The organism is Pseudonocardia sp. Cha107L01 (genome assembly GCF_052566575.1).
Map to the genome: position 1 here is coordinate 3,318,776 of NZ_CP199579.1, position 25,750 is coordinate 3,344,525.

The 25,750-nt window shown below is 70.3% G+C and carries 24 protein-coding genes; 13 read left to right on the top strand and 11 right to left on the bottom strand.

What is annotated here, in order from left to right:
- Positions 1-25 precede the first annotated feature (25 nt).
- On the top strand, positions 26-1,666 hold the full coding sequence (locus tag ACTXG6_RS15700) for an AMP-binding protein (RefSeq protein WP_445188540.1): 1,641 nt from the start codon (positions 26-28) through the stop codon (positions 1,664-1,666).
- A gap of 505 nt (positions 1,667-2,171) precedes the next feature.
- Here the strand turns inward: ACTXG6_RS15700 and dinB are convergent.
- From dinB to ACTXG6_RS15715, 3 genes are all read right to left on the bottom strand, one after another.
- Entirely contained in the window at positions 2,172-3,365 is a 1,194-nt protein-coding gene (gene dinB / locus ACTXG6_RS15705) for a DNA polymerase IV (RefSeq protein ID WP_445188541.1), read from the bottom strand.
- A 94-nt stretch (positions 3,366-3,459) separates the two neighbouring features.
- The gene (locus tag ACTXG6_RS15710; protein ID WP_445188542.1) at positions 3,460-4,452 is read right to left on the bottom strand and encodes an RNA polymerase sigma factor SigF; all 993 of its coding nucleotides are present in this window, start codon (positions 4,450-4,452) and stop codon (positions 3,460-3,462) included.
- Complete coding sequence (locus ACTXG6_RS15715; RefSeq protein WP_445188543.1) at positions 4,449-4,976, bottom strand: ATP-binding protein; 528 nt, start codon at positions 4,974-4,976, stop codon at positions 4,449-4,451. Before ACTXG6_RS15715 ends, ACTXG6_RS15710 begins: the two co-directional genes overlap by 4 nt.
- A 368-nt stretch (positions 4,977-5,344) precedes the next feature.
- On the opposite strand from ACTXG6_RS15715, the gene ACTXG6_RS15720 reads away from it, so the two are divergent.
- Positions 5,345-5,617 carry a hypothetical protein gene (locus ACTXG6_RS15720; RefSeq protein WP_445188544.1) on the top strand — a complete coding sequence of 91 codons (273 nt, stop codon included), beginning with the start codon at positions 5,345-5,347 and terminating at the stop codon, positions 5,615-5,617.
- 48 nt (positions 5,618-5,665) lie between these two features.
- Here the strand turns inward: ACTXG6_RS15720 and ACTXG6_RS15725 are convergent, their stop codons facing one another.
- Both ACTXG6_RS15725 and ACTXG6_RS15730 read right to left on the bottom strand, forming a co-directional pair.
- Positions 5,666-6,784, bottom strand: a complete 1,119-nt coding sequence (locus ACTXG6_RS15725) for a patatin-like phospholipase family protein (RefSeq protein WP_445188545.1) — start codon at positions 6,782-6,784, stop codon at positions 5,666-5,668.
- A 130-nt stretch (positions 6,785-6,914) separates the two neighbouring features.
- Complete coding sequence (locus ACTXG6_RS15730) at positions 6,915-7,991, bottom strand: AI-2E family transporter (protein WP_445188546.1); 1,077 nt, start codon at positions 7,989-7,991, stop codon at positions 6,915-6,917.
- Positions 7,992-8,281: 290 nt separating this feature from the next.
- Here ACTXG6_RS15730 and ACTXG6_RS15735 point away from each other — a divergent pair, with 290 nt between their 5' ends.
- Entirely contained in the window at positions 8,282-9,151 is an 870-nt protein-coding gene (locus ACTXG6_RS15735) for a DMT family transporter (RefSeq protein WP_445188547.1), read from the top strand.
- A 23-nt stretch (positions 9,152-9,174) separates the two neighbouring features.
- Here the strand turns inward: ACTXG6_RS15735 and ACTXG6_RS15740 are convergent, their stop codons facing one another.
- Positions 9,175-9,714 (bottom strand): SRPBCC family protein, encoded by a 540-nt coding sequence (locus ACTXG6_RS15740; RefSeq protein WP_445188548.1) that lies wholly within the window; start codon positions 9,712-9,714, stop codon positions 9,175-9,177.
- Positions 9,715-9,867: 153 nt separating this feature from the next.
- Here ACTXG6_RS15740 and ACTXG6_RS15745 point away from each other — a divergent pair, with 153 nt between their 5' ends.
- A complete protein-coding gene (locus ACTXG6_RS15745) occupies positions 9,868-10,503 on the top strand; it encodes a DNA polymerase ligase N-terminal domain-containing protein (RefSeq protein ID WP_445188549.1) in 636 nt (211 codons plus the stop codon).
- A gap of 70 nt (positions 10,504-10,573) precedes the next feature.
- Here ACTXG6_RS15745 and ACTXG6_RS15750 read toward each other — a convergent pair whose 3' ends face one another.
- Together ACTXG6_RS15750 and ACTXG6_RS15755 are read right to left on the bottom strand one after the other, a co-directional pair.
- Entirely contained in the window at positions 10,574-10,849 is a 276-nt protein-coding gene (locus tag ACTXG6_RS15750; protein WP_445188550.1) for a PASTA domain-containing protein, read from the bottom strand.
- Between the two features lie 274 nt (positions 10,850-11,123).
- A complete protein-coding gene (locus tag ACTXG6_RS15755) occupies positions 11,124-12,785 on the bottom strand; it encodes a DHA2 family efflux MFS transporter permease subunit (protein ID WP_445188551.1) in 1,662 nt (553 codons plus the stop codon).
- Positions 12,786-12,913: 128 nt separating this feature from the next.
- Between ACTXG6_RS15755 and ACTXG6_RS15760 the strand changes: the two genes are divergently transcribed.
- On the top strand, positions 12,914-13,585 hold the full coding sequence (locus tag ACTXG6_RS15760) for a TetR/AcrR family transcriptional regulator (RefSeq protein WP_445188552.1): 672 nt from the start codon (positions 12,914-12,916) through the stop codon (positions 13,583-13,585).
- Between the two features lie 56 nt (positions 13,586-13,641).
- On the opposite strand, the gene ACTXG6_RS15765 is transcribed toward ACTXG6_RS15760, so the two are convergent.
- Entirely contained in the window at positions 13,642-14,205 is a 564-nt protein-coding gene (locus ACTXG6_RS15765) for an NADPH-dependent FMN reductase (protein ID WP_445188553.1), read from the bottom strand.
- Positions 14,206-14,295: 90 nt separating this feature from the next.
- On the opposite strand from ACTXG6_RS15765, the gene ACTXG6_RS15770 reads away from it, so the two are divergent.
- Positions 14,296-14,805 (top strand): MarR family winged helix-turn-helix transcriptional regulator, encoded by a 510-nt coding sequence (locus tag ACTXG6_RS15770; protein WP_445188554.1) that lies wholly within the window; start codon positions 14,296-14,298, stop codon positions 14,803-14,805.
- Positions 14,806-14,814: 9 nt separating this feature from the next.
- On the opposite strand, the gene ACTXG6_RS15775 is transcribed toward ACTXG6_RS15770, so the two are convergent.
- Positions 14,815-15,513: a TetR/AcrR family transcriptional regulator gene (locus tag ACTXG6_RS15775; RefSeq protein WP_445188555.1), complete on the bottom strand. Its 699-nt coding sequence runs from the start codon at positions 15,511-15,513 to the stop codon at positions 14,815-14,817.
- Positions 15,514-15,664: 151 nt separating this feature from the next.
- Between ACTXG6_RS15775 and ACTXG6_RS15780 the strand changes: the two genes are divergently transcribed.
- Positions 15,665-17,392 carry a DHA2 family efflux MFS transporter permease subunit gene (locus ACTXG6_RS15780; protein WP_445188556.1) on the top strand — a complete coding sequence of 576 codons (1,728 nt, stop codon included), beginning with the start codon at positions 15,665-15,667 and terminating at the stop codon, positions 17,390-17,392.
- Positions 17,393-17,458: 66 nt separating this feature from the next.
- Complete coding sequence (locus ACTXG6_RS15785) at positions 17,459-19,426, top strand: M13 family metallopeptidase (protein ID WP_445188557.1); 1,968 nt, start codon at positions 17,459-17,461, stop codon at positions 19,424-19,426.
- A 71-nt stretch (positions 19,427-19,497) separates the two neighbouring features.
- Here the strand turns inward: ACTXG6_RS15785 and ACTXG6_RS15790 are convergent, their stop codons facing one another.
- Positions 19,498-20,601, bottom strand: a complete 1,104-nt coding sequence (locus tag ACTXG6_RS15790; protein ID WP_445188558.1) for an RDD family protein — start codon at positions 20,599-20,601, stop codon at positions 19,498-19,500.
- A 362-nt stretch (positions 20,602-20,963) separates the two neighbouring features.
- Here ACTXG6_RS15790 and ACTXG6_RS15795 point away from each other — a divergent pair, with 362 nt between their 5' ends.
- The 5 genes from ACTXG6_RS15795 to ACTXG6_RS15815 all read left to right on the top strand — a co-directional run bounded on the left by ACTXG6_RS15795 (position 20,964) and on the right by ACTXG6_RS15815 (position 25,680).
- The gene (locus ACTXG6_RS15795) at positions 20,964-21,374 is read left to right on the top strand and encodes a DoxX family protein (protein WP_445188559.1); all 411 of its coding nucleotides are present in this window, start codon (positions 20,964-20,966) and stop codon (positions 21,372-21,374) included.
- Between the two features lie 149 nt (positions 21,375-21,523).
- A complete protein-coding gene (gene add, locus ACTXG6_RS15800) occupies positions 21,524-22,576 on the top strand; it encodes an adenosine deaminase (protein WP_445188560.1) in 1,053 nt (350 codons plus the stop codon).
- A 171-nt stretch (positions 22,577-22,747) separates the two neighbouring features.
- A complete protein-coding gene (locus tag ACTXG6_RS15805; protein ID WP_445188561.1) occupies positions 22,748-23,083 on the top strand; it encodes a histone-like nucleoid-structuring protein Lsr2 in 336 nt (111 codons plus the stop codon).
- Between the two features lie 205 nt (positions 23,084-23,288).
- Complete coding sequence (mihF, locus tag ACTXG6_RS15810; protein WP_445188562.1) at positions 23,289-23,600, top strand: integration host factor, actinobacterial type; 312 nt, start codon at positions 23,289-23,291, stop codon at positions 23,598-23,600.
- A 571-nt stretch (positions 23,601-24,171) separates the two neighbouring features.
- Positions 24,172-25,680 carry a GMC family oxidoreductase gene (locus ACTXG6_RS15815; protein ID WP_445188563.1) on the top strand — a complete coding sequence of 503 codons (1,509 nt, stop codon included), beginning with the start codon at positions 24,172-24,174 and terminating at the stop codon, positions 25,678-25,680.
- Positions 25,681-25,750: the final 70 nt, after the last annotated feature.

Here is a 25,750-nt window from a genome sequence, read left to right on the forward strand (position 1 = left end):
CCGTCGTTCTGCGAAAGGCCGCGCGATGCCGACCACCGCACTGAGCTACGCCAGTGGCCCCTCCGAGACGCCGCTCATCGGCGCCACCATCGGCGGACAGCTGGAGCGCACCACCGAGGCGTTCGGCGACCGGGACGCCCTGGTCGACGTACCGAGCGGCCGGCGCTGGACCTACCGCGAGCTGACCGCGGCGGTCGACTCGCTGGCCACCGGGCTCCTCGGGCTGGGCATCGCGAAGGGCGACCGCGTCGGAATCTGGGCGCCGAACGTGCCGGAGTGGGTGCTCGTGCAGTACGCCACCGCCAAGATCGGCGCGATCCTGGTGAACATCAACCCGGCGTACCGCTCGCACGAACTGCGCTACGTGCTCAACCAGGCCGGCATCTCGGTGCTTGTCTCCGCGCCGTCGTTCAAGTCCTCGGACTACGCGGCGACGATCTCGGACGTGCGCCCGGACGCGCCGGCGCTGCGTGAGGTGGTGCTGCTCGGCTCGCCGGAGTGGGACTCACTGGCCGCCACCACCGCCGACGCGGGTGCGGTCGGCGCCCGGATGGCCACCCTGGACCGGGACGACCCGATCAACATCCAGTACACCTCGGGCACCACCGGGTTCCCCAAGGGCGCCACGCTGACCCACCACAACATCCTGAACAACGGCTTCCTGGTCACCGAGGTGCAGCGGTTCACCGAGGAGGAGCGGCTGTGTGTGCAGGTGCCCTTCTACCACTGCTTCGGCATGGTGATGGGCAACCTCGGTTCGATGGCGCACGGCTCGTGCGTGGTCATCCCGGCCCCGTCGTTCGACGCCGGGGCCACGCTGCTGGCGATCCAGGCCGAGCGTTGCACCGCGCTGTACGGCGTGCCGACGATGTTCATCGGCATCCTCGAGCACCCCGACTTCGCCGGCGCCGACCTGTCCTCGCTGCGCACCGGGATCATGTCCGGCTCGCCGTGCCCGGTGGAGTACATGAAGCGGGTCGTCTCCGAGATGCACATGGAGCAGATCACCATCAGCTACGGCATGACCGAGACCTCGCCGGTGTCCACGCACACCCGGGTGGACGCGTCCCTGGAGCGGCGCACCGCCACGGTCGGCACCCCGCAGCCGCACGTGGAGATCAAGCTGGTCGACCCGGAGACCGGGCTGACCGTGCCGCGCGGCGAGACCGGCGAGCTGTGTGCCAGGGGTTACCTGGTGATGCGCGGCTACTGGGAACAGCCGGAGAAGACCGCCGAGGCGATCGACGAGGCCGGCTGGATGCACACCGGCGACCTCGCCACCATGGACGACGAAGACTACGTCAACATCGTCGGGCGGCTCAAGGACATGGTCATCCGGGGCGGCGAGAACGTCTATCCCCGGGAGATCGAGGAGTTCCTGTACTCGCACCCGGACATCGCGGACGTGCAGGTGGTCGGCGTGCCGGACGCGAAGTACGGCGAGGAGCTGTGCGCCTGGATCCGGATGCGGGAGGGCCGCGCGCCGCTGGATGCCGCCGGGCTGCGCGAGTTCTGCACCGGCAAGCTCGCGCACTACAAGATCCCCCGCTACGTGTACCTGGCCGACGAGTTCCCGATGACGGTGACCGGCAAGATCCGCAAGGTGGCGATGCGCGAGGAGTCGGTACGCGCGCTCGGGCTCGCCGACATCGGGCCCACCGCCTGAACCGGCACCGGGCGGGACGCACGGGGCTTGCGGGGTGCACGGGGCTTGCGGGTGGGTGTTGTTACCGAGCTGCACAGGAGGCAGGTTTTCGGCGCCCACAACCTGCCTGGTGTGCAGCTCGGTAACAAGGTGCTCGGCGCACCGAAGCCTCACGCACGACTCCGCAGGAATCGCCGGCGAGTGATCAACGGGATATCACGGCTGTTCGGGGCCGCCCCTGCTCAGGTGGCCGACCAAGGGCGACTCCCTGCCAATGCCCCCGTCATCGGCCACCGAACCGGCCACCAGGCTGCCTGTGGTTACCGAGCTGCACACCAGGCAGGCCGCGGGCGCCGAAAACCTGCCTGGTGTGCAGCTCGGTAACAAGCGGTCGGCCCGGACGTCGCGCAGCCTGATCCTGCCGGCTGTGCCGAGCCCGCCGGCTGTGTCGGCGGTCCGCGCCGGCCCCGCTGGCTGAACCTGCGGTCCGCGCCGGCCCACCGCCTGAACCGGTACCGGGCGGCGATCAGTCCGGCAGCCGGGGCATCTCCAGGCCCTGGTCGCGGCCGAGCAGTACGCCCCGGGTGACCGCGGCCGACCCGAACCGCTCCCGGACGTGGTCCAGCGCGATGTCCAGTGCCATCGGCGGACCGTCGAACGGCAGCGCGAGCTGGACGGCGCCGCCGTCGTCCAGGTTGCCGACCGCGATACCGATCAGGGTCAGTCCGCGCTGCGCGACCAGCGGCCGCGCGGCGGCGTACAGCGCCCGCACCGCGCCCAGGATCGCGTCGGTCTGCGCGGTGGCGCCGGCCATGGTGTGTGACCGGGTGGCCCGGGTGAAGTCGTCGAAGCGCAGCCGCAGCATCACGGTGCGGCCCACCCGCCCGGCCGAGCGCATCCGCCTGGTCACCCGGTCGACCAGGCCGATGAGCACCGCGTCGAGCTCCTCCGGTGACCTGCGGCGCCTGCCGAGCGCGCGCTGCGAGCCGATCGAGCCCCGGCGCCGACCGGTCTCGACCCGGCGGGGATCGCGGTTGTGGGCGAGCGCGTGCAGCTGACGCCCCACGCCGCGACCGAGCAGCGACACCAGCGATGCCTCGGACAGCTCGGCAACCTGGGCGACCGTGGTGATGCCCCAGCCATGCAGCTTGTCGGCGGTCACCGCGCCGACGCCCCACAGCAGCTCCACCGGCAGCGGATGCAGGAACTCCAGCTCGCGCTCCGGCGCCACCACGAGCAGGCCGTCCGGCTTGGCGACCTGGCTGGCGACCTTGGCGAGGAACTTGGTCCGGGCCACCCCGACGGTGATCGGCAGGCCGACCTGGGCGGCCACCTCGCGGCGCAGCCGGTGCGCGATCTGCTCCGGCGGGCCGGCGATCCGGCGCAGGCCGCCGACGGCGAGAAATGCCTCGTCGATGGACAGCGGCTCCACCAGCGGCGTGGTGGAGCGGAACACCTCGAACACAGCCCGGCTCGCCTCGGTGTACGCGGCCATCCTCGGCGGCACCACGATGGCCCGAGGGCAGAGCCGCCGGGCCTGCCCACCGGGCATCGCCGTGCGCACCCCGTAGGCCTTGGCCTCGTAGCTGGCCGCCAGCACCACGCCGCCCCCGACGATCACCGGCCGGCCGCGCAGCCGGCGGTCGTCGCGCTGCTCGACGGAGGCATAGAACGCGTCGAGATCGGCGTGCAGGATGTCCGCCTCGCTCGACACGAACATATGTTCGCATCCGGGTCGGACAGTTCCCAGCTAGCCGGGGCGCCGAGCGCCGAACGGCACCGGCCGGGCAGCGGGCCCGGCCGGCGCCGACCGGTCAGGCGTCGGTGGAACTGCGCTGCTGTTGCGGCAGCTGCTGGCGCATCGGTCGAAGGGGCATCCGCTCCACCCCACCCACCGCGGGCCCACCCACCCCGGGCCCGCGAACCTCGGCTTTCACCGGGCCGGGTTCGTCAGGCTCGGGGTCGAGGACCCGCTCGCGCAGGGTGGCCAAGGTCTGGGTGAGCAGTCGGGACACGTGCATCTGGGAGATACCGAGCTGGGCCGCGATCTTGCTCTGTGTCATGTTCTCGAAGAACCGCAGCACCAGGATGGTGCGCTCGCGGGCCGGCAGTGTCTCGAGCAGCGGCCCCAGCGTCTGGTGGACCTCCACCAGCTCGAGCCCGGTGTCGTTGGTGCCGAGCAGGTTGGCGAGCGTGGCCTTGTCCTCGCCCTCCGTGAGTACCTCGTCCAGCGACTGGCTCGCGTAGCTCGCGGTCGCCTCCAACCCCTCGAGCACCTCGTCGAGACTGATGCCGAGCCTGCTGGCGATCTCGCTCGGTCGCGGGGCCCGGCCGAGGCCCTGGGCCAGTTCCTCGGTCACCCGGTTGATCGAGACGTGCAGGTCCTTGAGCCGGCGCGGGACCCGCATCGACCAGCTGTGGTCGCGGAAGTAGCGCCGCAGCTCGCCCTGGATCGTCGGGATCGCATAGGCGAGGAACTCGCGGCCGAATGCCGGGTCGAACCGGTCAACGGCGTTGATCAGCCCGAGCGTGGCGACCTGGACCAAATCCTCCAGCGGCACGCCGCGGTGGATGAAACGCCTGGCCAGGTGCTGGGCGACCGGGAGGTACCCGGTGATGAGCCGATCGCGCAGCACGCCGCGGCGTGGTTCGTCGGCGGCGAGCGCCGCGTGTTCGTGCAACAGCGGAACCAGGTGTGCGTACTCGGCGTCGCGAGGGTCCGGGACGGGCACCGCGCCGGCGCTCGCCTTGGCGGACGGGTCGCTCGGCGGTGGGGTTGGGGTGCCCCCGGAAGCGGCGCCGGTCATCCGCGCAGCGCTTTCTTGGTGAAGCGGATCCCCAACTCGGTGTGCCGCTCGCCGTCGGGCGCCGGGTCGGCCCCGGACTGGCTGACGACCTCGTCGACCAGCGTCTGGAGCACCCGCCACCCGAAGCCTCCGGTGTCGAAGACGGTGCCGGGACGGCGAGGGGGAGCGGTGACGGCGACCTGGATGCGGTCCGGGTCCACCGCGAACACGCAGCGCAGCGCACCGCCGGGGGCGGCGAGCCCGACCAGGGTCGCGCAGACCTCGTCGACCGCCATCCGGAGATCGGAGATCGAGTCGAGGTCGAAATCGGCACGGGCCGCGACCTCGGCCGCCACCGTCCGGACGATGGGAACCTGGTCAGCCTGTGCGGCGACCCGGACCTCGACCACGGTGCCGCCCGGTGCCGGGACCGGCCCCAGATCGTCGGACCGGCCCGTTGCGGTGCGGTCGGGCGGACCTGTTTCGGGGCGGTCGGGCTCTCCCGGGTCGTGGCCTCCTCGGCCGGTGGCAGGACTCACCGTCATCAGCGCGCCTCACATCGTTGAGGTGGCGCTCGGAGGCGGGGCCCGCACGGCCGTGTCCCAGGGACCCGGTCGCCGCGATGCCAGATGCACCCGAACGTCACACGAGCGATTGGCCGCAGCTGACTGTGTAACCAGGGCTACCCCAATCTTATCTAGTCCCCCCGACTCCGCGCCCGGTGAGGACCCGGCCGGCATGTCACGTCGGGAATGTCACGCCGGGAATGTCACGCCGGGAATGTCACGCCGGGAATGTCACGGCGCGTTCTCCGCCGAATGGTGCGTAGCGCGCGACCAGAACGGGTACGGCAAACCCGGGTAGCCCCGGCCGGGCTGCCGTCGGAGAGCGCGTGACCCCGAGGATGCTGAATATGGCGAGGGAGCCAGAGATCCCGTACGGCCAGCTCGGGGACCGCCAGGTGGAGCTCTGGACACAACTGGCGAGCAATGCCGTTGCCCTTGCCGCCGCCTCCGCCGCCGCCTCCGAGCGGGCGCGACTCCTCCTGGACCGGGCCACCCTGTGGGACCAACTCGCCGCCGTGAGCACACCAGCCTGCGGCCAGGTCTATCGGGACGCCGCCACCCAATGCCGGTCCGAGGTGCTCGAGGGTCGCCCCGGTGTTGATGTGGAGTCCGCGGGCTGAGCCGCGCGCCTGCCCCGGTCGGCGCCCCGGAACGGACGACCGCCCAGCTCACGCCGCGCCGAGGACCGGCCCGCTCGCGCCGATCTTCTTGGTCGTGGCCGCCTTGACCTGGTTCTTCACCGAGGCCTTCACCAGTGCGGCGACCGGCACCTTGACGGGCATCTCTGCCGGGACCGCGCCCTGGGCGGCGGTCACGGGTCGCTCGCCCGTGTAGGCCAGGTACCGCTCGACGCTGTCCCTGGCGGTGCGCAGCACTTCCTCGCGGCGCGCCCCGTCCATCATGTTGACGCCCATCGCCGCGAGGTCGGCGGCATTGGGCGTGAGCAGGGTGACCCGGGTGCCTCGGGACTCCAGACTCCCGAGCTCGCGGTGCAGCCGCTTGGTCACCGAACGCCGGAACCGCCGCTCCAGCCAGGCCAGCGGCGAGTGGGGGCTGTCCAGCTCGACCGAGGCCATCGGCGCCAACACGAACACCTCATCCAGGTCGGCGGCGGCCAGCAGATCGGCGTTGCACGGCGAGCAGACACCGCCGTCGATGTAGGGCACCGGTCCGATCCGGACCGGTGAGTACCAGGCCGGCACCGCACAGGACGCCATCACGGCCCTGGCGAGCGGCGCGGCGGGACTGTCCGGCCGACCGAACGGGACTCGAGCGCCGGTGTGGTAGTCCATCGCCACCACCCAGGTAGCGTCCGGCCACCGGTCCGAATGGCCGGCATCCTCGATCAGTTTGCCGATCCGGGTGGGCGCCCGCCGGCCTCGGGGCAGCAGCGCCGCGCACACCGCGGTCGGGCTGAACCGCAGTGGGCTCTTGGCCATCCGCGCCACCAGCGGAGCCGAGCCGAAGCCGAACTCGGGCAGCCCGGGCCAGCAGGGCTCGTCGAGCAGGTCGAAGGGCAGGCCGGCCGGGGGGCTCTCCGGCAGCGCGGTGAGCTCGTCGGTGACCTTCTCGCCGCAGTGCTGGCCGTACAGGTCGTCGATGGACACACCGGCGCGCAGCAGACCGGCGAGCACGGATCCCGCCGAGGTGCCCACCATCAGGTCGGCCTCGCGGGCATCCCACGACGTCGCCTTCTGCAGCGCCGCGAGCGCACCGAGCATCCAGGCCGCGCCCAGGAAGCCGCCGGCACCCAGAACCAGACCGCGCCGGCGGCTCATGACCCACATCCAGGCGTCCTCATGGGGCCCGAATACCCGGTGGAACGTGGGTAAAACCCGCTGGTCGTCGCCATGGCGGCCGACGGAACCCGTTGGACGTCCAACGAACTGGGCCGCTGTGTCGGCCGGCCCGAGCCGCTCAGCCGGCGCGCGGTTCGCCGGTATCGCCGACGTCCGGGATCGACGGTTCGCCGGTATCGCCGACACCGGGGATCGACGGTTCGCCGGTATCGCCGACACCGGGGATCGACGGCTCGGCGGGCTCCGCCAGTGCACGGAACCCGGTGGTGAGCACCGCCACCAGCGGCACCGCCAGCAGGGCACCCGCGATGCCCGCGACGACCACACCGCCCGCGACGGAGAGCACCACGGCGAGTGGGTGCAGCCGCACGGCCCTGCCGAGCAGCAGCGGCTGCAGCACGTTGCCCTCCATCTGCATGACCGCGATGACCACGCCGAGCGCGATGGCCGCCGTGACGGGCCCCTGTGCGACCAGCGCGATCAGCACCGCCACCGAGCCGGACAGCACCGCGCCGACGACGGGCACGAACGCGCCGAGGAACACCAGGGCGGCCAGCGGCACCACGAGCGGCACCCTGAGCAGCCAGAGCCCGACGCCGATACCCACCGCGTCGGCGACCGCGACGAACATGGTGGCCCGGGCGTAGCTGATCAGCGCAAGGAACGCCCGCTGGCCGGCGATGTCCACCCTGACCCGGTGGTGGTGCGGCACGACGCGCAGCAGGAAGGCCCAGATCCGGGCGCCGTCGTACAGGAAGAAGATCAGGACGAACAGACCGAGCAGCATCGCGGAGGCGACCTGGCTCAGCGTGGCCGCCGTGCTGAGCGCCCCGTTGACGATTGTCTCGGAGTTCCCGACCAGGGAGCGTCCCAACGCGTCCGGCAGGTCGTCCAACCGGTCCAGCGGGATGCGCAGCGGCGGGCCGGCGAGCAGCGGCTTGATGCTGAGCTGGTAGCTCTGGTCCAGCTGGCTGCGCAGGTCGGGCAGGCCGGCGAGCAGCGCGTTGACCACGAACGAGAGCAGCGCGACAAGCAGTGTGAGCCCGCCGACCAGCACGATCCCGGTGGCCAGGCCTCTGGGCAGCCGGGGTTGGGACATGGCCGTGCTGACCAGCGGGGCCAGCAGCGCGGCCAGCAGCAGCGCGATCGCCACCGGCACGACCACCAGGCGCAACTGGACGACTACGAAGACCACCGCGGCCAAGGCAGCGCCGACGAGCACGACCCGGGCGCAGAACTCGGCTGCCAGCGTCGGCCTCGTGGGAACTCCCTAGATAGAACGCCGACGGGCCGCTCCCCGAGAACGGCCCGCCGGCTCGCGGCCACTCCTCCGCTCCCCAGCGAAAAGTGGCAGGGTCCTGCCCAGGGGGTTTCCGGCCTCGTCGGGTTTGATGCGTGGGTCAGCCCAGAACCACTCGGATGGACGCCGGTGGAGCAGTCCGGCCGCCTCGGGTTCGCGGTCCGGCTGGGCGGGTATCTCCTGTTGTGCTGGCTGTCCCTCTCGCGGTGCTCGCTGCCCTGCTGAATGCCGCGGCGTCGGTGTTGCAACGGCGCGCTGGCAGCGACGAGTCCGATGATCGGGCGTTCTCCCTCCGGATGCTGCTCGACCTGCTGCGCCGACCGGTCTGGCTCTGCGGCATTCTGGCGATCTTCGCCGGCTTCGTCGCGCAGGCCGTTGCGCTGGCGGTCGGCAGCGTCGCCACCGTGCAGCCGGTGCTGGTGGCCGAGCTGCCGTTCACGATCATGCTCGCCTCGGTGGTGTTCCGGGTCCGTCCCCGCCGCTCGGAGTGGGTGGCCACGGCGCTGATGACCATCGGTCTGGTCCTGTTCGTCGTCTGCCTGGCGCCGGAAGGGGGTTCCCCGCTGGATGTCTCGCCGCTGGAGTGGGTGATCGGGCTCGCCGCCACCTTGGCGCTGGAGGCGACAGCGGTGCTGCTGGGTCGCGCCAGCAGCGGCCACCGCCGCGCGGCACTGCTGGGTATCGCGGCGGGCACCGGGTTCGGCCTGACGGCCGCGCTCACCGCCGCGGCCGGCGCCGCCTACCACGAGGGAGTGGTCGGGGTGCTGACAAGCTGGCAGACCTACGCGGTCGTGCTGATCGCGCCGCTGTCGCTGTTCCTGCTGCAGAACGCGCTGCAGGCCGGCAGCCTGGTCGCCTCGCAGCCGGGGCTGACCCTGACCAACCCGGTGGTGGCGATCATCTGGGGCATTGTGGTGTTCGGCGAGCGGGCGCGGGGCGGTGGCTGGCTCGTCGGCACCGTGTCCGGCGCGGTGCTCATCGGGGTCGGCACCATGATATTGGCGCGCTCACCGCTGCTCGCCGGCGAGCAGACCGACGCCGAGGCCACCCTCTAGGAGTTCTGCCCGGCAGCTTCCGCTCAACGCAAGGGTGGCTGACCGGTCGGCGGCCGCGAGCCGGCTGCCTGGGTCTGCGCTGTGTCGATCTGCCTGGGGTCCGTCTGCGGCGGGCGGGCCACGTCACCGCGCCAGGCGCCGGTCGCGGTGCCCTCGGACTCGATGAACCCCTTGAACCGGGCCAGATCACCCTCGGTCTGGCGGCCCAGCACCCCGAGCGCGGCACCGGCCTTTTCGATGATGCCCTCGGGCGCGAACTCCAGCTGCAGCATGATGCGGGTGCGGCGGTCGTCGAGCCGGTGGAAGGTCACCACGCCCGAGTGGTGCACACCGTCGACGGTGCGCCAGGCAATGCGCTCGTCCGGATGCTGCTCGGTGATCTCGGCGTCGAACTCGCGCTCGGCACCGGCAACCCTCGTCCGCCAGTGCGTCCTGGTCTCGGTGATCTGAGAGACCCGCTCCACGCCGAACATGAAGGCGGGGAAGCTCTCGACCTGGGTCCATTGGTTGTAGGCAGTGGTGACCGGGACGTCAACGTCGATGCTGTCCTGGATGCTCTTCAAGGCGCGATCTCTTCACGTTGTCGAGTGCGGCTACTGGCGTACCCGGCACCCGGAACCGAAAACGCGATGCCGTGCGGGCGGCGAGGCGCGGTGTGGGACTTACCGCGCGGATTACTAGTTTTCCCGAGGCCGAGTCTGGGTAGCTCTAGCGACATGTCGAACCGAGGCTGCGATGGCGGGTCGTCCGATCACCGCGCACAGCGGCGACCGGGTCGACCGGGTGAGCCGCTCGAGTCGGATCGGTGGCCTGAGGGCGAGTCCCGATTCGTCGTCCAACGCCACGGCCCGTCGAGTCTGCATTACGACCTGCGGCTCGAGGTCGATGGCGTGCTGGCCTCCTGGGCAGTGCCGAAAGGCCCGTCCTCCGACGCTGGTGACAAGCGGCTCGCGACGCGCACCGAGGACCATTCGCTGGGCTATCTGGACTTCGAGGGCCGGATGCCGCCGGGTGAGTACGGGGGCGGCACGGTGATGGTGTGGGACACCGGCACCTACCGCAATCTGGGCGACGAAGCGGTGTCCGAGGGTCTGCGGCGGGGGTACCTCAGGGTCTGGCTGGACGGCGGAAAGCTCTCCGGTTGTTATGCGTTGACCCAGATCAAGCTCCGTGGTGACCAACGTCACTGGCTGCTGGTGAAGATCGACGACGAGGCTCAGGACTCCGACCGGCACGCCAGTGGGGACCCCAGGCTCAACGGTTCGGAGCGCAACGGTTCCGGGCGCAAGGGCCGGCGCGAGTCGGTGTTAACCGGCTACGCCAACACCGGTTCCGCCAACTGGGACGGCTGAGAACCGACCGCCCGGCCCACCTGGCGCCGGCGGCCCACTTGCCGCCGGCGGTCCACTTGGCGCCGGCCGCCTACTTGGCGCCGGCGGGAGCCAGCGGAGTGGGCTTCGGCGGAGCGGGCAGGTTGCCGCCGCCACCTCCGCCGCCACCTTCCGGGCCGTGGGTCGACACCCAGATCAGGACCCGCTGGCCGGGGGACACCTGGATGCCGGGCTCGGGCCGCTGCTCGGTCACCACGCCGGCCACCGTGGGCGAATGCTCCGGATCCTGGTCCACCGCGAGCACCTGGGCGTCGAGCGCCACATCGTGAGCGGTGGCAGCGGCAAGACCCACCAGGGTCGGGACCACTGTGAACTGCTCGGATTGGGCCATGAGTAACGCGCGGTACCAGTTGCCGCACCGGGGCGGCAACGTCCGCGCTCCCTCCATCCCTGTGCTCTGCGAAGCCTGTACAGACAGGTGGAGTACCCGATCCGGGCCGTTGTTAAGGGTCGACGCGGCGATCGTCCCGCTCGCTGGGATTGCCGGTGGCGTAACCGCGGTACGGGCAGCCGGCTGGTTGACCGACTGCCCGTACCGACCCCTCGTGCTGACGCCGGGTGCCTAGACCCCCTAGACCCCCCTAGACCCTGGCGTCGACCCGGAAATCGCTGTGCCGCTCGTCGTGCTCCGGCGCGTACTCGGTAAGGGGGAGGACTCGGCTGGTCGCTGCGAGCTCCCGGGCGGAGGTCACCACCGGAGTCGGCCTGGTCACCGGAGCGGGGGCGGCAGTGGCCGGGACGGCCGCCGGCTTGCGCAGCGTCACCGCGAGCGCGATGCATGCCGCGGTGAGCACGGCGGCGGTGAGGAAGACCTCGCTGTAGGCCGCGGCCAGCACGTGCAGCTGGACCTCCTGGTAGTAGCCGGCGAGCGCGGCGCCGCCCTGCTGGACCAGCTGCTCGATCTGGGGGATCGAGGAGCTGCTCTGGACCAGGGCGCCCTGGTCCGCCGAGAGCTGCGCGGACTGGGTCGAGACCAGCGCACCCATACCGGCGAGGCCGATCGAGGACGACACCCGCTGGGCGATGTTGTTGATCGCGCTGCCGAAGCCGGTGAGCTCCGAGGGCAGCGAGTTCAGCCCGGCGGTCATGATCGGCATCATCGCCAGACCGTTGCCCACCGCGCGGACGATCGTCCACACGATCACGTCCTGGCGGGTCATGTCCACGTTGATCCCGGAGAGCAGGTAGGTGCCGTAGGCCGCGAAGGCCAGTCCGATGAGCGCCGGCCAGCGCGGGCCGAACAGGTCGTAGATCTTGCCGGCGACCGGCATCAGCACCGCCATCGCCAACGCCTGCGGCAGCATCAGCAGGCCCGCGTTCAGCGGGGTCTGTGCCTGGCCGTTCTGCAGGAACTGAGGCAGGTAGAACGACACCGCGAACAGCCCGATGGACAGCACGCTGATGATCAGCAGCGAGTTCACGAACGGCCAGTTCGCCAGCACCCGCAGGTTGATCAGCGGGTACTCGACCTCGTTCTCGATGACCGCGAAGAGCGCCAGTGAGAGCAACCCGCTGATGATTAGGATCAGGGTCGGGTAGGAGTCCCAGCCCCACTTCTGGCCCTTCGAGGTGGCCAGCAGCAGCGCGAACAGTCCGTAGCCGATGGTCAGGAAGCCCCAGCCGTCGAACGGGTGGGTCTCGCCGCGCGGCATCCTCGGCAGCAGGAAGTACGCGGCGACGGCGCCGAGCAGGCCGATCGGCACGTTGATGTAGAAGATCAGCCGCCAGTCCAGGTACTCGACGATGTAGCCGCCGAGGGTCGGGCCGATCGCCGGCGCGACGATGACGCCGAGGCCGTAGATGCCCATCGCGGAGCCGATCTTCTCCCGGGGGACGATCTTGTAGAGGATCGTCAGCGTCATCACCGGCAGGATGCCGCCGGGGATCGCCTGCAGCACCCGGAAGGCGATCATGCTGTCCAGGTTCCAGGCCAGGCCGCACAGCGCCGAGGTCAGCGCGAAACCGATCATCGAGAGCCGGTGCGCCATCGTGGCGCCGATGCGGTCGCCGAGCCAGTTGCTGATCGGCACGATCACGCCCAGCGCCAGGGTGTAGCCGGTGCTGACCCACTCGATGTCGTCGGAGGAGGCGCCGAGGTCCTTCTGCATGGTGGGGATGGCTGTGTTGACGATGCTGCTGTCCAGCACGGCCATGAAGCTGCCGATCATGAGGACGAGCATCGGAACCAGCCAGTGCATGGCCGGCGCATCGGCCCTGCGGGGAGTGGCGGTTGCGGTGGACATACTTCTACTATAAATAGAGTACAAGTCGTACTCAATTGGAAACGGTGAGTCCTTTGCCACATCTGCCCACGGCGGACCCCCGCGGTCGGCTCGGCGCCCGTCCCGCGGCACGGCCTAAACTGAGAAAGATGGCGACCTCGTCAGACTCGGCCACCGGCAGCGACGGCGCCCCCGATACCTACCGGAACAAGCCGCGCCGCCGCGGTGACGAGCTGAACGACGCCATCTACGAGGCGACCCTCGCCGAGCTGACCGAGGTCGGCTACGCGGAGCTGACCATGGAGCGGGTGGCCGCGCGGGCGAAGGCCAGCAAGGGCTCGCTGTACCGCCGGTGGCCGAGCCGCACCGAGTTGGTCGTCGACGCGATCCGTAGTCAGCAGCCGTCGCACTCCGTGCCCGACACCGGCGACCTGCGCGCCGACCTGCTCGCGTTGATGCACAAGGTCGCCGGCTACCTGGAGGGGCCGCGTGGCGAGGCGGTGCGCGGCCTGGCCGTCGAGGTCACCCGCAACCCGGAACTGCTGCGCACCCTGCGCGCCGAGGTGATGGACTCGGCGGTGCCGCCGATGCTGGAGGTGCTCCGCCACGGCGCGGTGCGCGGCACGGTGCGGCCCGGCGCGCTGACCCCGCTGGTCGCGCAGGTCGGGCCCGGCCTCATCCGGCAGCACTTCATGGCCTACGGGGCGCCGATCGCGCCGGAGTTCATCGAGGACGTGGTGGACCAGGTGATGCTGCCGCTGGTGGTCGCCCACGCCGACGGTGACGGGGCGGTCGCCCGGCCCGGTTCGGTGCGACGTTAGGTAGGAGCGCCGGTCCGGGGTGCGGCCCGGGGGCGCCGCCCGCGTTGAGTACCGCGTCAGCCGGCGGCCCGCAGCGAGGAGAGTGCGGTGCTCCAGGTGACGACCTGGTCCAGCACCGTGTTCAGGCCCTGGACGTGGTGCTCGCCGGGCTTGAACACGCTGAAGTTCTCGAAGTCGGTGAACAGTGACAGCGCCACCTGGGCCCGGACGTCGGCCAGCATCAGCTCGCCGGCGATGAGGCGCAGGTGTTCGACCGCGCGGGTGCCGCCGGCCGCGCCGTAGCTGACGAAACCGACCGCCTTGTTGTTCCACTCCTGGTAGAGGAAGTCGATGGCGTTCTTCAGTGCGCCCGAGGTGGAGTGGTTGTACTCGGGGGTGACCATCACGAAGCCGTCGAACGAGGCGATCTTCGCGGCCCACTCGTGGGTGTGTGGCTGGGCGTACTGGCCCAGCGAAGGCGGCATCGCCTCGTCGAGCAGGGGGAGCTTGTAGTCGAGCAGGTCGACGAGCTCGAACTCCGCGTCCGTGCGCCGCGCCGCGGTCTCGTAGACCCACTTGGCGACCGACTCGCCGTTACGTCCGGGGCGGGTGCTGCCGAGGATGATCCCGATCCTGGTCATCAGTGCTGGTTCTCCTTGCGGTCCGTCGTGCGCATGTACTTCCTGTGTGAAGGAAATACTGACGAAGGTACTTTGTCAAGGAAGTACTCTGTGGTTGTGACAGCCGATCCAGCACTCCCGCCGCTCAACGCCGACGAGGAGGTGTTCGTGCGGGCCTGGGGTCGCGCGTACCTGACTCTGGCGCGCTCGGTCGACGCCGACATGATCAGTGAGGCGCGGCTGACGCTGCGCGAGTACATGGTGCTGATGTATCTGTCGGAGGCTCCGGACCGGCGGCTGCGGATGAGTGAGCTGGCCGCCGTGAGCGACCTGTCGCTGAGCGGGATGACCCGGATCGTCGGGCTGCTGGAGGGCCACGGCGACGTCGAGCGGGTGAAGTGCGCCGAGGACGGGCGGGGCTGGAACGCGGTGCTCACCGACGCCGGCCTCGCTCACCTGAAAAGGGCGTACCCCACGCATCTGGCCAGCGTGCGGCGGCACCTGTTCGACCACCTCGAGGGGTTCGACGTCGGGTGCCTGGCTCGCGCGATGGAGCTCATCGCCGGCCCGGCGGGATGTGGGCCGACCGTCCGGGTCAGGGTCAACCGCGCCGGGGCCTGACGCGGGACCCTAGGGGTGCTCGCGGTGGCCGGCGGCGGACCGGTCGGGGCCCTTGGGTGGCTGGAACTGCTCGGCCAGCCGGAACATCTGGTCGGCGGTCATCGGCGGGGCGGTCAGCTCGGTGGTCGAGCCGGTGTGGCGGAACCCGTCCAGGGCGATGGCCAGATGCCGGCGCCAGGTGCCCGGCGCCACCGTCTCCGCGGCGGGGGTCACCCGGTGCATCGCGCACAACATGAGGGTGACGTCCTCGAGGTAGATGTCCGGCCGGATCGCGCCCTGACGCTGGGCACGGTCCAGTAGGTCCTGCAGGACGCGCTCGCTCTCCAGGCGGACCGCGTTGAGCGCCGGTGACTTGGCCATTCCCGCCATCATGAGGTCGGAGAGGCCGCGATCGGCGGCGCAGAACTGGGTGATCTCCTCGATGTAGGTGGCGAACGCGGTCCACGGGTCATCGATCAGGTGGGCACGCGTCGCGGCCTCGCCGACCATCCCGCCCATGTTGGCGAACACCGCCTCGTAGAGATCCTCCCGGGTGGGGAACCGCCGGTAGAGGGTGGCATTGCCTACCCCCGCACGCCGGGCGATCTCGTCCAGCGAGGCGTCCATGCCCTGCTCGCGAAGTACCTCGGTGGCCGCGTCGATGAGTAGCTGCCTGTTGCGCTGCGCGTCCCGACGCAGCCGAGGCGCGACGTCCGTGTCGGTCTGCATGACCCGCATCATAGCAATAAGTGTGGACTGCTCCCCAGTTCTGTGTGTACGGTCATGGACGTCGAACCGGGGAGAGCTCCCCGGTTTGACCGGGCACCGGATCGAACGCCGATGCGGGCAGGCAGTCAACGACTATCGACCGGGATGTGTCATGGAAGTCGTCGTTCCGAGTTCAGCGCCGACCGGGGCCTCCGGCCAGGCCCCCGGCGGCCGTTGGGTCGTGCCGCTCATCGTGTTGGTCGTCGGGATGTTCGCGACCGTGCTGGACACCACCATCGTCAACGTGGCGATCCCGGCGATCCAGAAGGACCTTGGCGCCAGCTCCGACGACGTGGAGTGGATCGTCACGGCCTACACGCTGGCCCTGGGCATGGTGGTGCCGCTGTGTGGCTGGCTGGGTGACCGCATCGGCCTGAGCAGGCTGTACGCCTTCGCGCTCGCCGGGTTCGCGGTGACGTCCGCGCTGTGCGGGCTGGCCTGGGACCTGCCCAGCCTGGTCGCGTTCCGGATCCTGCAGGCGATCCCCGGCGGCGTGCTGCCGGTGATCTCGCTGACCATGCTCTACCGGATCGTGCCGCCGGCGAAGATCGGCTCCGCGATGGGCATGTACGGGCTCGGCGTGGTGGTCGCCCCCGCGATAGGCCCGACCCTGGGTGGCTGGCTGCTCGAGCACACGACCTGGCCGGCGATCTTCTTCATCAACCTGCCGATCGGGTTGCTCGGCGCCGTCGCCGCCATGCTGGTCTTCCCGAGCATCCGGCCGACCACCTGGCCGAAGTTCGACTTCTGGGGCTTCATCACGATCGCCTACGGGCTGTTCGCCATCCTGCTGGCCAGCTCGGAGGGGCAGAGCTGGGGTTGGACCGGCTACCGGGTGCTCCTGCTGTTCGTCAGCGGCGCGCTGAGCCTGGCGCTGTTCGTGGTGATCGAGCTCGAGGTCGAGACACCGCTGCTGGACGTGCGGGTGTTCAAGTCGTGGAGCTACACCAACTCGCTGCTGCTGATCATCGTGGTGTCGATCGGGCTGAACGCGGTGCTGTTCTACCTGCCGCAGTACATGCAGGAGGGGCAGGGCCTCACCGCGCTGAACGCCGGCCTGACCCTGCTGCCCGAAGCGTTCGCGCTGGTCATCATGATGCCGATCGCCGGCAAGCTCTACGACCTGATCGGGGCGCGCTGGCCCGCGGTGGCCGGGCTGCTGATCTCGGCGTACGGCACCTACCTGCTGACCGACCTCACTCCGGCCACTACCCGGATGGAGATCATGGTGTGGACCTCGCTGCGCGCGCTCGGGGTCGCCCTGGCCATGATGCCGATCATGACGGCCGGCCTGTCCGCGCTGCCGCCGGAGTCGACGGGTGCCGGCAGTGCGTGGAGCAACGTCGGGCAGCGCGTCGCCGGCAGTCTCGGGTTGGCCGGGCTCGGCGCGCTGGTCAGCTCGCAGCAGAACCAGCTGCTGTCCGACCGGTCCGCGCTGCTGCCCGCCGGCGACACCGGTTCGGTGCCGGGCCTGCAGCAGCTGGTCGACCAGGGCGTGACCGGGCTGTACGGCCTCTACCAGCAGTTGCAGGTGCAGGTGCTCGCCTCGGCCTACGCGGACGTGTTCCTGGTCGCGACCGTGCTCACCGCCGCGGTGGTTCTGCTCGCGTTGATGTTGCCGTCGCGGACCAGCCCGGCGGTCGAGCAGCCGCCCCCGGCCAACGCCGACGTCGTGGCCACCGAGTTCAGCGAGTCGGTCGAGCCCACCGCCCTCGACACCGTCGAGCCCGCCGTCCTCGACACTCCCGCCGTCCTCGACACTGTCGAGCCGCCGGCCCGGGCCGCCGGGGAGAACAGGGCGCACGTGCCGGTCGCCGCGGGGGCCGGGCGCGGCGACTGAGGGGGGCGCCGGCCGCGACCCGAGATGGTCGCGGCCGGCGGTCCGAGGTCCATGTCAGGATGGGGTGTGACCACCTCGACACGCGAAGCCCGATCCGGTCTGGACCTGCGGTGGGTCGACGCAGACATCAAGCCGCAGGACGACCTGTTCGGACATGTCAACGGAACCTGGCTGCGCAACCACGAGATACCTGATGACCGGGCGCAGGACGGTGCGTTCCGGGACCTGCGCGACCGCGCGGAGGAGGACGTGCGAGCGATCATCGAGGAGGCCTCGGCCGCCGGCTCCCGCCGGATCGGTGATCTCTACACCTCGTTCATGGACGTCGAGCGGATCGAGTCCGCCGGCGTAGGGCCGTTGCGCCCGCTGCTGGCCGAGGTCGCCGAGGCCACCGACCGGGCCGGTCTCGCCGCGGTGCTGGGACGGCGCCAGCGGGAGGGGCTCACCGCCCTGTTCGGCGCGTCCGTGAGCACCGACGCCAAGGACTCCACCCGCTACCTGGTGCACCTGTCCCAGTCCGGGCTCGGGCTGCCCGACGAGGCCTACTACCGCGAGGACTCCTACGCCGAGATCCGCGCCGCGTACGTCACCCACCTGACCCGGCTCGCCGAGTTGGTCGGCCTGCCCGAGCCGGCCGAGCTCGCGGTCACCGTGATGGAGCTGGAGACCGCGCTGGCAGCGGTCTCCTGGGACCGGGTCACCAACCGCGACGCGGAGAAGACCTACACGCTGATGACATTGCGGGAGCTGCGGGAGCACGCACCCGACTTCGACTGGGACAGCTGGCTGACGGGCCTCGGCGTGCCGGAGAGTGCACTCGACGAGGTCGTCGTGCGGCAGCCCAGCTTCGTGGCCGATGCCGCGCGGCTGTGGACCGAACGCCCGCTGGAGCAGTGGCGGGCGTGGCTGGCCATCCGCACCGCCTCGGCCTGCGCCGACTACCTCAACGAGGCCGTCGTCGAGCAGGACTTCGACTTCTACGGCCGCACCCTGTCCGGTACGCCGGTGCTGCGCGAGCGCTGGAAGCGGGGTGTCGGGCTCGTCGAGGGTGCGCTGGGGGAGGAGGTCGGCCAGCTGTACGTGAGCCGGCATTTCCCGGCCACGTCCAAGCAGCGCATCGCCACGCTCGTCGAGAACCTGGTCGAGGCCTACCGCCAGAGCATCGGCGAACTGGACTGGATGGGCCCGGCGACCCGTGAGCGCGCGCTGGCGAAGTTGGCCCGGTTCACCCCGAAGGTCGGCTACCCGGACACCTGGAAGGACTACTCCGCGCTCGAGGTGCGGGCCGACGACCTGCTCGGCAACGTGCGCCGCGCCGGCATCTGGTCGACCGAGTTCGAGCTGGCCAAGATCGGCCAGCCGGTGGATCACGGCGAGTGGTTCATGACCCCGCAGACGGTCAACGCCTACTACCACCCCCGGCTGAACGAGATCGTCTTCCCGGCCGCGATCCTGCAGCCGCCGTTCTTCGACCCCGAGGCGGACGACGCCGCGAACTACGGCGGAATCGGCGCCGTCATCGGCCACGAGATCGGTCACGGGTTCGACGACCAGGGCTCGAAGTACGACGGCGACGGCAACATGAAGGACTGGTGGGACACGGCGGACCGGGTCGAGTTCGACCGCCGCTCGCAGGCGCTGATCGCGCAGTACAGCGCCCTGTCCCCGGCCGGTCTGCCCGGGCACAAGGTGAACGGCGCCCTCACCGTCGGCGAGAACATCGGCGACCTTGGCGGCCTGACCATCGCGCTGAAGGCCTACCGGATCGCGCTGGACGCCGAGGGGGTGGGCGAGCCGCCGGTGCTCGACGGGCTCACCGGCCTGCAGCGGGTGTTCTTCGGCTGGGCCCAGGTGTGGCGCGTCGCGACCCGGGAGGCGGAGGCGGTGCGCCGGCTGGCCACCGACCCGCACTCGCCGCCGGACCTGCGCTGCAACGCCGTCGTCACCAACCTCGACACCTTCCACGAGGCATTCGGTGTGGGCGACTCCAACGCCCTGTTCACCCCGCCGGCGGAGCGGGTCCGCATCTGGTGAGCACGCAGCGGTGACGCGCGGGGGCCGGGTGGCTCGCCACCCGACCCCCCGCGCAGCGTCGCCGGATCGGCCTACTGCGCCTTGATGACCAGGGTGTCGGCCCACTTGTCGTGCAGCGCCCGGCGCAGTGGCAGGTCGGTGAAGACGAAGATGCCGTCGACCAGTGTGAAGACGGCGACGACGAGCCCGAGCAGGTTGCCGAACACGTCGATGAACCCGAGCAGCCCGATCACCGCGGTGACACCCGGGTAGATCGCGGCCCGCTTCAACAGGGTGATCTGGTCCGGCTTGCCGCCGTCCGGCGCCACGAGCCGTGTCTTCATCACCAACTTGCCGAGCGTCTGACCGTTCCGGTAGTGGTGCATGTAGAAGTCGTAGCCCGCGTAGAGCAGGCCGGCGATCACCGTCGGCAGCGCGATGATCAGCGCCAGCCCGCCGAAGCCGAAGCTCGTGAAGAACAGCGCGGTGAAGATCGACGTCAGGATGAAGTAGGCGACCACGTAGAGCAGGCCGTCGATGATGCGGCCGACGAGGCGCTCCCACCATTCCGGGATCGGGCCGGGTGCACCGGGTGGGATCGGCAGCGGCTGCTGGCCGTACCCGGGCTGCTGGCCGTAACCGGGTTGTGGTCCGTAGCCGGGCTGCGGGCCGTAGCCGGGCGGTGCGTACCCGGGCTGCTGGCCGTAACCGGGTTGTGGTGCGTACCCGGGCTGCTGGCCGTAGCCGGGCGGGGGCTGTTGGCCGTAGCCCGGAGGGGGCTGGCCGTAGCCGGGCGGGGGTTGTTGGCCGTACCCGGCGGGAGGCTGGCCGTAGCCGGGTTGTGGTCCGTACCCCGGCGGCGGCTGTTGTCCGTAGCCGGGGGCCGGCTGCCCGGGACCCTGCTGTCCGGGACCCTGCTGCTGGCCGTATCCCGGTTGTTGCCCGTAGCCGGGTTGTTGGCCGTACCCGGGTTGTTGGCCGTACCCGGGTTGCTGGCCGTACCCCGGGGGCGGTTGCCCGTACCCGGGGGGCGGTTGCCCGTACCCCGGCGGGGGCTGTTGCCCGTAGCCCGCGGGTGGCTGCTGAGCGGGCTCTTCCGACGCCGGCGGGGCGCCGGGGCCAGGCTTTTGGCCGTGGTCCGGCGAGGGCTCCTGCCCTGGCTGTTCCTGCCCCCGCGGGTCGGAAGGTGACGTCATACGGCGCAAGGTATGGGTGTGCCGGGAGTAAAGTCCAGTGAAATCGCCAAGCCGTGATTATCGGCAATCAAGGGCGACCGATCGCCCCGCCTATTGCTTCCGCTATTCGCGAGAAGTTGGTGTTTCACGGCCGCCGACCTGTCCGCCGCCCCGCCGGGATAGCGCACATTGACCGGCCCGCCGCCGAGTTCAACCCCAGCGGCTGTTGATCATGACTGGGAGCCCGGTGTGGTTGAGCTCGGCGGAGGTGCCCGAGGGCCGCGACGGTCGTCACAGTAGGTAGGTACTTCCTTGACAAAGCAAACTCAGAACGATGTACTTCAGGCACAAAGTACTTTCGTCGACGTCGAGAGGGACCGACCGTGGCTGAAACCGAATCCCTGGTGACTACCGAGACGGCGAGACCGGGCAAGGCCTGGCACGTGACCCTCTGGGTGCTCCAGGTCCTGGTCGCCGCGATGTTCCTTCTCGCCGGCTACCTGAAGCTGGCCAGCTCGCCCGACATGGTGGCCCTGTTCGCGGGCATCGGGATCGGGCAGTGGTTCCGGTACCTCACCGGCACGCTCGAGATCCTCGGTGCGCTCGCCCTGTTCATTCCCCGGCTGCGTGCGCTCGGGGCGCTCGGGCTGGCCGGGGTGATGATCGGCGCCCTGATCACCGACCTGTTCATCGTCCACATCAGCCCGCTGTCGGCGCTGATCAACCTGGTCGTCGTGGTGGTCATCGCGTGGGGCCGCCGCCGCGAACTGGCCACCCTCCTGCCCACCAACTGACTCGCCACCCGAACCCGCCCGCCCGCCACAAGAACCTCGCCCGCTCACACAGCCCTGCCGGCCCGACACAGCCCGTCAACGGGCTGTGTCGGGCCGGTCGAGCTGTGTGAGCGGGTTTTGCCGTTGAGTTGCCCCGGTAGCTTCAGGTGGTGACGATTTCGCCCACCGGCGCGACGCCGGAGTACGAGCAATACCTGCGGCGGCTGCCGAAGGTCGAGCTGCACTGTCATGTCGAAGGCACACTGCGCCCGGGCACGGTGGTCGAGCTGGCCGCCAAGCACGGCATCGCGCTACCGACCACCCAGGTCGACGAGGTGTACCGGTATTCGACGATCTACGAGTTCCTGGAGATCTACCGGACGGTCAACTCGACGGTCATCGATCGGGAGGACTTCGCCCGGATTGCCTACGAGACGCTTCAGGACGGCGTCGAACTGGGCAACCTGAAGTACCGGGAGATGTTCTTCAACCCCACGCTGCACACGGCGCGGGGCATTCCGATGGCTACCGTGATCGACGGGTTGATCGAGGGCGCCAAAGCGGCTGAAACGGACTTCGGGGTGCGCTGTGCCTTCATTGCCGATGTCTATCGGCAGGATCCGCCGCCGGTCGCCCGCCAGATGGTGGAGGAGGTCCTCGCGCACCGTCGACCGGAGCTGATCGGGCTCGGTATGGACGCGGCGGAGGCGCCCGATCCGCCGGAGAAGTTCGTCGAGGCGTACCGGGTGGCCAAGGCCGCGGGACTCAGGCTGACCAGCCACTGCGCCGAGGACGGCCCGGCCGCGAACGTGACCACCTGCCTGGACCTGCTCGGTTGCGAGCGACTGGATCACGGCTACCACATCCTCGAGGACCCGGCGGTGGTTGCGCGGTGTCGGGACGAAGGAGTGACGTTCACGGTATGTCCCACCTCGACCGCCGTTGTGTATGGCTGGCCGGATCTCACCACTCACCCGATTACGAAGATGATCGATGCCGGGTTGCGGGTGATGCTCAACTCGGATGACCCGACGATGTTCCACACCGACATCGGCACCGAGTACGCCAAGTTCTGCGGCCAGAACAACTTCCGCCCGGAGCTCGTACGACAACTGGTAGTTCAGGGTGTCGAAGCCGCCTGGCTGGACGACATCGACAAGGCGGCCATGCGGCGGGCATTCGAAACGGAGATCGACGAGCTCGACCGGGAGTATGTCTCCTAAGGCCGCGGACGATTCACCGGCCCTCCTTCGGGATACCGCGGACGTCTGGCCCGGGTGGTTCTAAGATTTGATTCGACATTTCCATGGAATGGGCGCTAATCTTGCGCCTGAGTCGGCACGATGGCCGAATCGAAGTCCCAGTTAACATCACAGCCGTGGAGGGCCGCCGACGTGGCGCAGAAAGTCGTAGTGTCGTTGGTTGACGATCTGACTGGCAAGAAGGCGGATGAGACCGTCCAGTTCGAGTTGGACGGCAAGGGCTACGAGATTGACCTCTCGAGCAGTAACGCGAAAAAGCTGCGTGACGCGCTGGCCTCCTATGTGGAGGCCGCTCGTCGACCCGGCGGTCGCCGTCGGTCCGGGGCCGTGGCCACGGCGCGCCGGGCGTCGGTCGACCGGGAGCAGAACCAGGCGATTCGGGAGTGGGCGCGCAAGCAGGGCATGAAGGTGAATGACCGGGGGCGCATCCCGGCCGAGTTGCTCGAGGCATACCACAAAGCGAGTTGACCTCCGGTTTCACCCGCCGGAGAGGCGAGCAACGACGGGCCTTAGCGCGTAGCCGGGGCCCGTTTGTTGCGATCGCAACCAGGTCAGCGCGTATCGGCGAGTATCCCGAGGCCCTCGGGAACGTTGATCAGGGCGGCGTCGCTCGATCGCGATGGCGGCGCCGCTAGCAAACTCGGACTCGCGCAGGACGATAGGAGCAGCATTCATGGCATTGCCCACCCTTACCCCGGAGCAGCGAGCAGACGCGCTCAAGAAGGCCGCCGCCGCGCGCGCCGCCCGCAAGGAGCTGCGCGACAGGATCACCTCGGGTCAGGAGACGATCCCGGCGGTTCTGGATCGCGCGAAGTCGGACACCGTGGTCGGCAAGACGAAGGTTGTCGACCTGCTCAAGAGCCTTCCGGGATACGGTCCGGCCAAGGTCAGCGCGCTCATGGAGCAGACCGGTATTGACGTGTCCCGCCGTGCCGCGGGCCTCGGAGAGCGGCAGCGGCAGGCGTTGCTCGACGCTCTTCGCTGATCTCAGCCCGCCCGCCGCGGTCGTGCGGCGGGGCGGCGCCGCGCTCATTCGCACGTGAGCTGTGTGGTCCGCCCAGGTGGGATGGCACAGCGGTTCTCCGGCGAGCTGAATTGCTCGCCGGAGAACCGAACGCCGATATCCGGCTAATCGGAATGGCTGCCAGTCAGGTGTCGGCCGCCCGGGCTCCCTCGGTGAGCCGATCGGTGAGTCCCGGCACCAGGGCAGCCAGCCGCTGACCAGCAACTCATCCAGCGAGCGGACCGGGACGCCGGTGTCCTGGCAGCTACTCAGCCGGCCGGCATGCGCCCGGGCACGCGGTACTGTTGGGTAGAGCGGGAGCCGGCGTCGGCGGAGCACCGTCGATGCGGCCGGTGGGAGGAGTGCGCGTAGTGAGCCCCTTCACCAAGATCGCTATCGAAGCGGCGGTACTGATCATCGGGCTGATCGTGGTGGCGATTCTGCTCTCCTACCTTCTCGGCGCTTTCACGGTCAGCTGACCGGCCCGGTACCCCGGCCCGCCTCTACTCTGATCGGCGCAGCCAGTCGGGCGGTACCGCGGGAGGGCGATCCGATGCCGGGTCATGACGTGATCATCGTCGGCGCGGGCAGCGCGGGGGCGGTGCTCGCCGCGCGGCTGTCCGAGCGGGCGGACCGGCGGGTGCTGCTGCTGGAGGCGGGGCCGGAACACTGCTCGGCGGACACCCCGGCCTCGGTCGGCGGACCGTGCTTCTGGGCCGCCTGCGCGGAACCCGGTCGCACCTGGCCGGATCTTGTCGCGGTACACCGCGAGGGCCAGCAGCCGGCGGGGTACGCGCGGGGTCGCGGTGTCGGCGGCAGCTCGGCGGTGAACGCCATGGTCGGCCTGCGCGGCATCCCGGCGGATTACGACCGGTGGGCGAACGAGCTGGGCTGCGCCGGCTGGTCGTGGTCGGAGATGTTGCCGTGGTTGCGCCGGATCGAGGACGACGTGGACTTCGGCGGGGACGCTCTGCACGGCAAGGGCGGTCCACTGCCGCTCTGGCGCCCGCCGGTCGAGCAGTGGTCCGGCCTCGAGCGGGCGTTGCGGGTGGCGACCGCCGATCTGGGCTACCCCGGGTGCCCGGACACCCATGCCCCGGGTGCGACCGGCTTCGGCCCGGCGGCCCTGACCGTGCGCGACGGCCGCCGGGTGTCGACGAACGACGCCTACCTGGAGCCGGCGCGGAGCAGACCCAACCTGACGATCCTCGGTGACGTGCTGGTCGAGCGGGTGCTGTTGGAAGGTCGGCGGGCGGTGGGGGTGCGCACCGCGGCCGGCACCGAGTACCGCGCCCCCGAGGTGCTGGTGTGCGCGGGCACGATCCATTCGCCGGCGGTGCTGCTGCGCTCCGGCATCACCGACCTGTCGGTGGGCGAGAACCTCGTCGAGCACCAGCTGCTGCCGCTGGTCCTGGTGCTCAACGAGCGCGAGCGGGCCGACGCCGCCCAGGTGCGCACGGTGTCCGCCCTGCTGCGCTACAGCTCGGGGCTGGCCGACGCCGGCCCGAACGACATGCAGATGCTCGCGCTCACCCCGTTCGGTGTGCAGCCCCCGGAGTCCGGTCTCGCGGTGCTCGCGATCTGTACGACGAGGGTCTTCTCCCGCGGCAGGATCACCCTCGATCCGGCTGCCTCGGTGGCGGCGCCGCGGATCGACTTCCACATGCTCTCCGACCAGCGCGACCGGGTACGGCTGCGGGACGGGTTCCGCCGCGCGGTGGAGCTCGTGCGGCACCCCGCGGTGGCCGGGCTGGCCGACGCGGTGCTGGCCGGCCAGACTCCGCTGCCGGAGCTCGAGACGGACGCCGCGCTGGACGAGTGGATGGACAACACCGTCACGAACTACGTGCACGCGGTGGGCAGCTGCCGGATGGGCGCCGCCGACGACCCGGCCGCCGTGGTGGACACCGACTGCCGCGTGATCGGCTACCGGGGGCTGAGCGTGGTGGATGGCTCCGTGCTGCCGGACATCCCGCGCGCCAACACCCACCTCACCGTCGTCGCGGTCGCCGAACGCATCGCCGAACGCATTGCCGACCGGCTGGTGAGCGGCGCGAGCTAGCCGGGCTCCGACTCGCCCGGCGCGGGCCGGGCCACCGGCGCATCGCGGTGGACGTTCACGCGATCAGGCG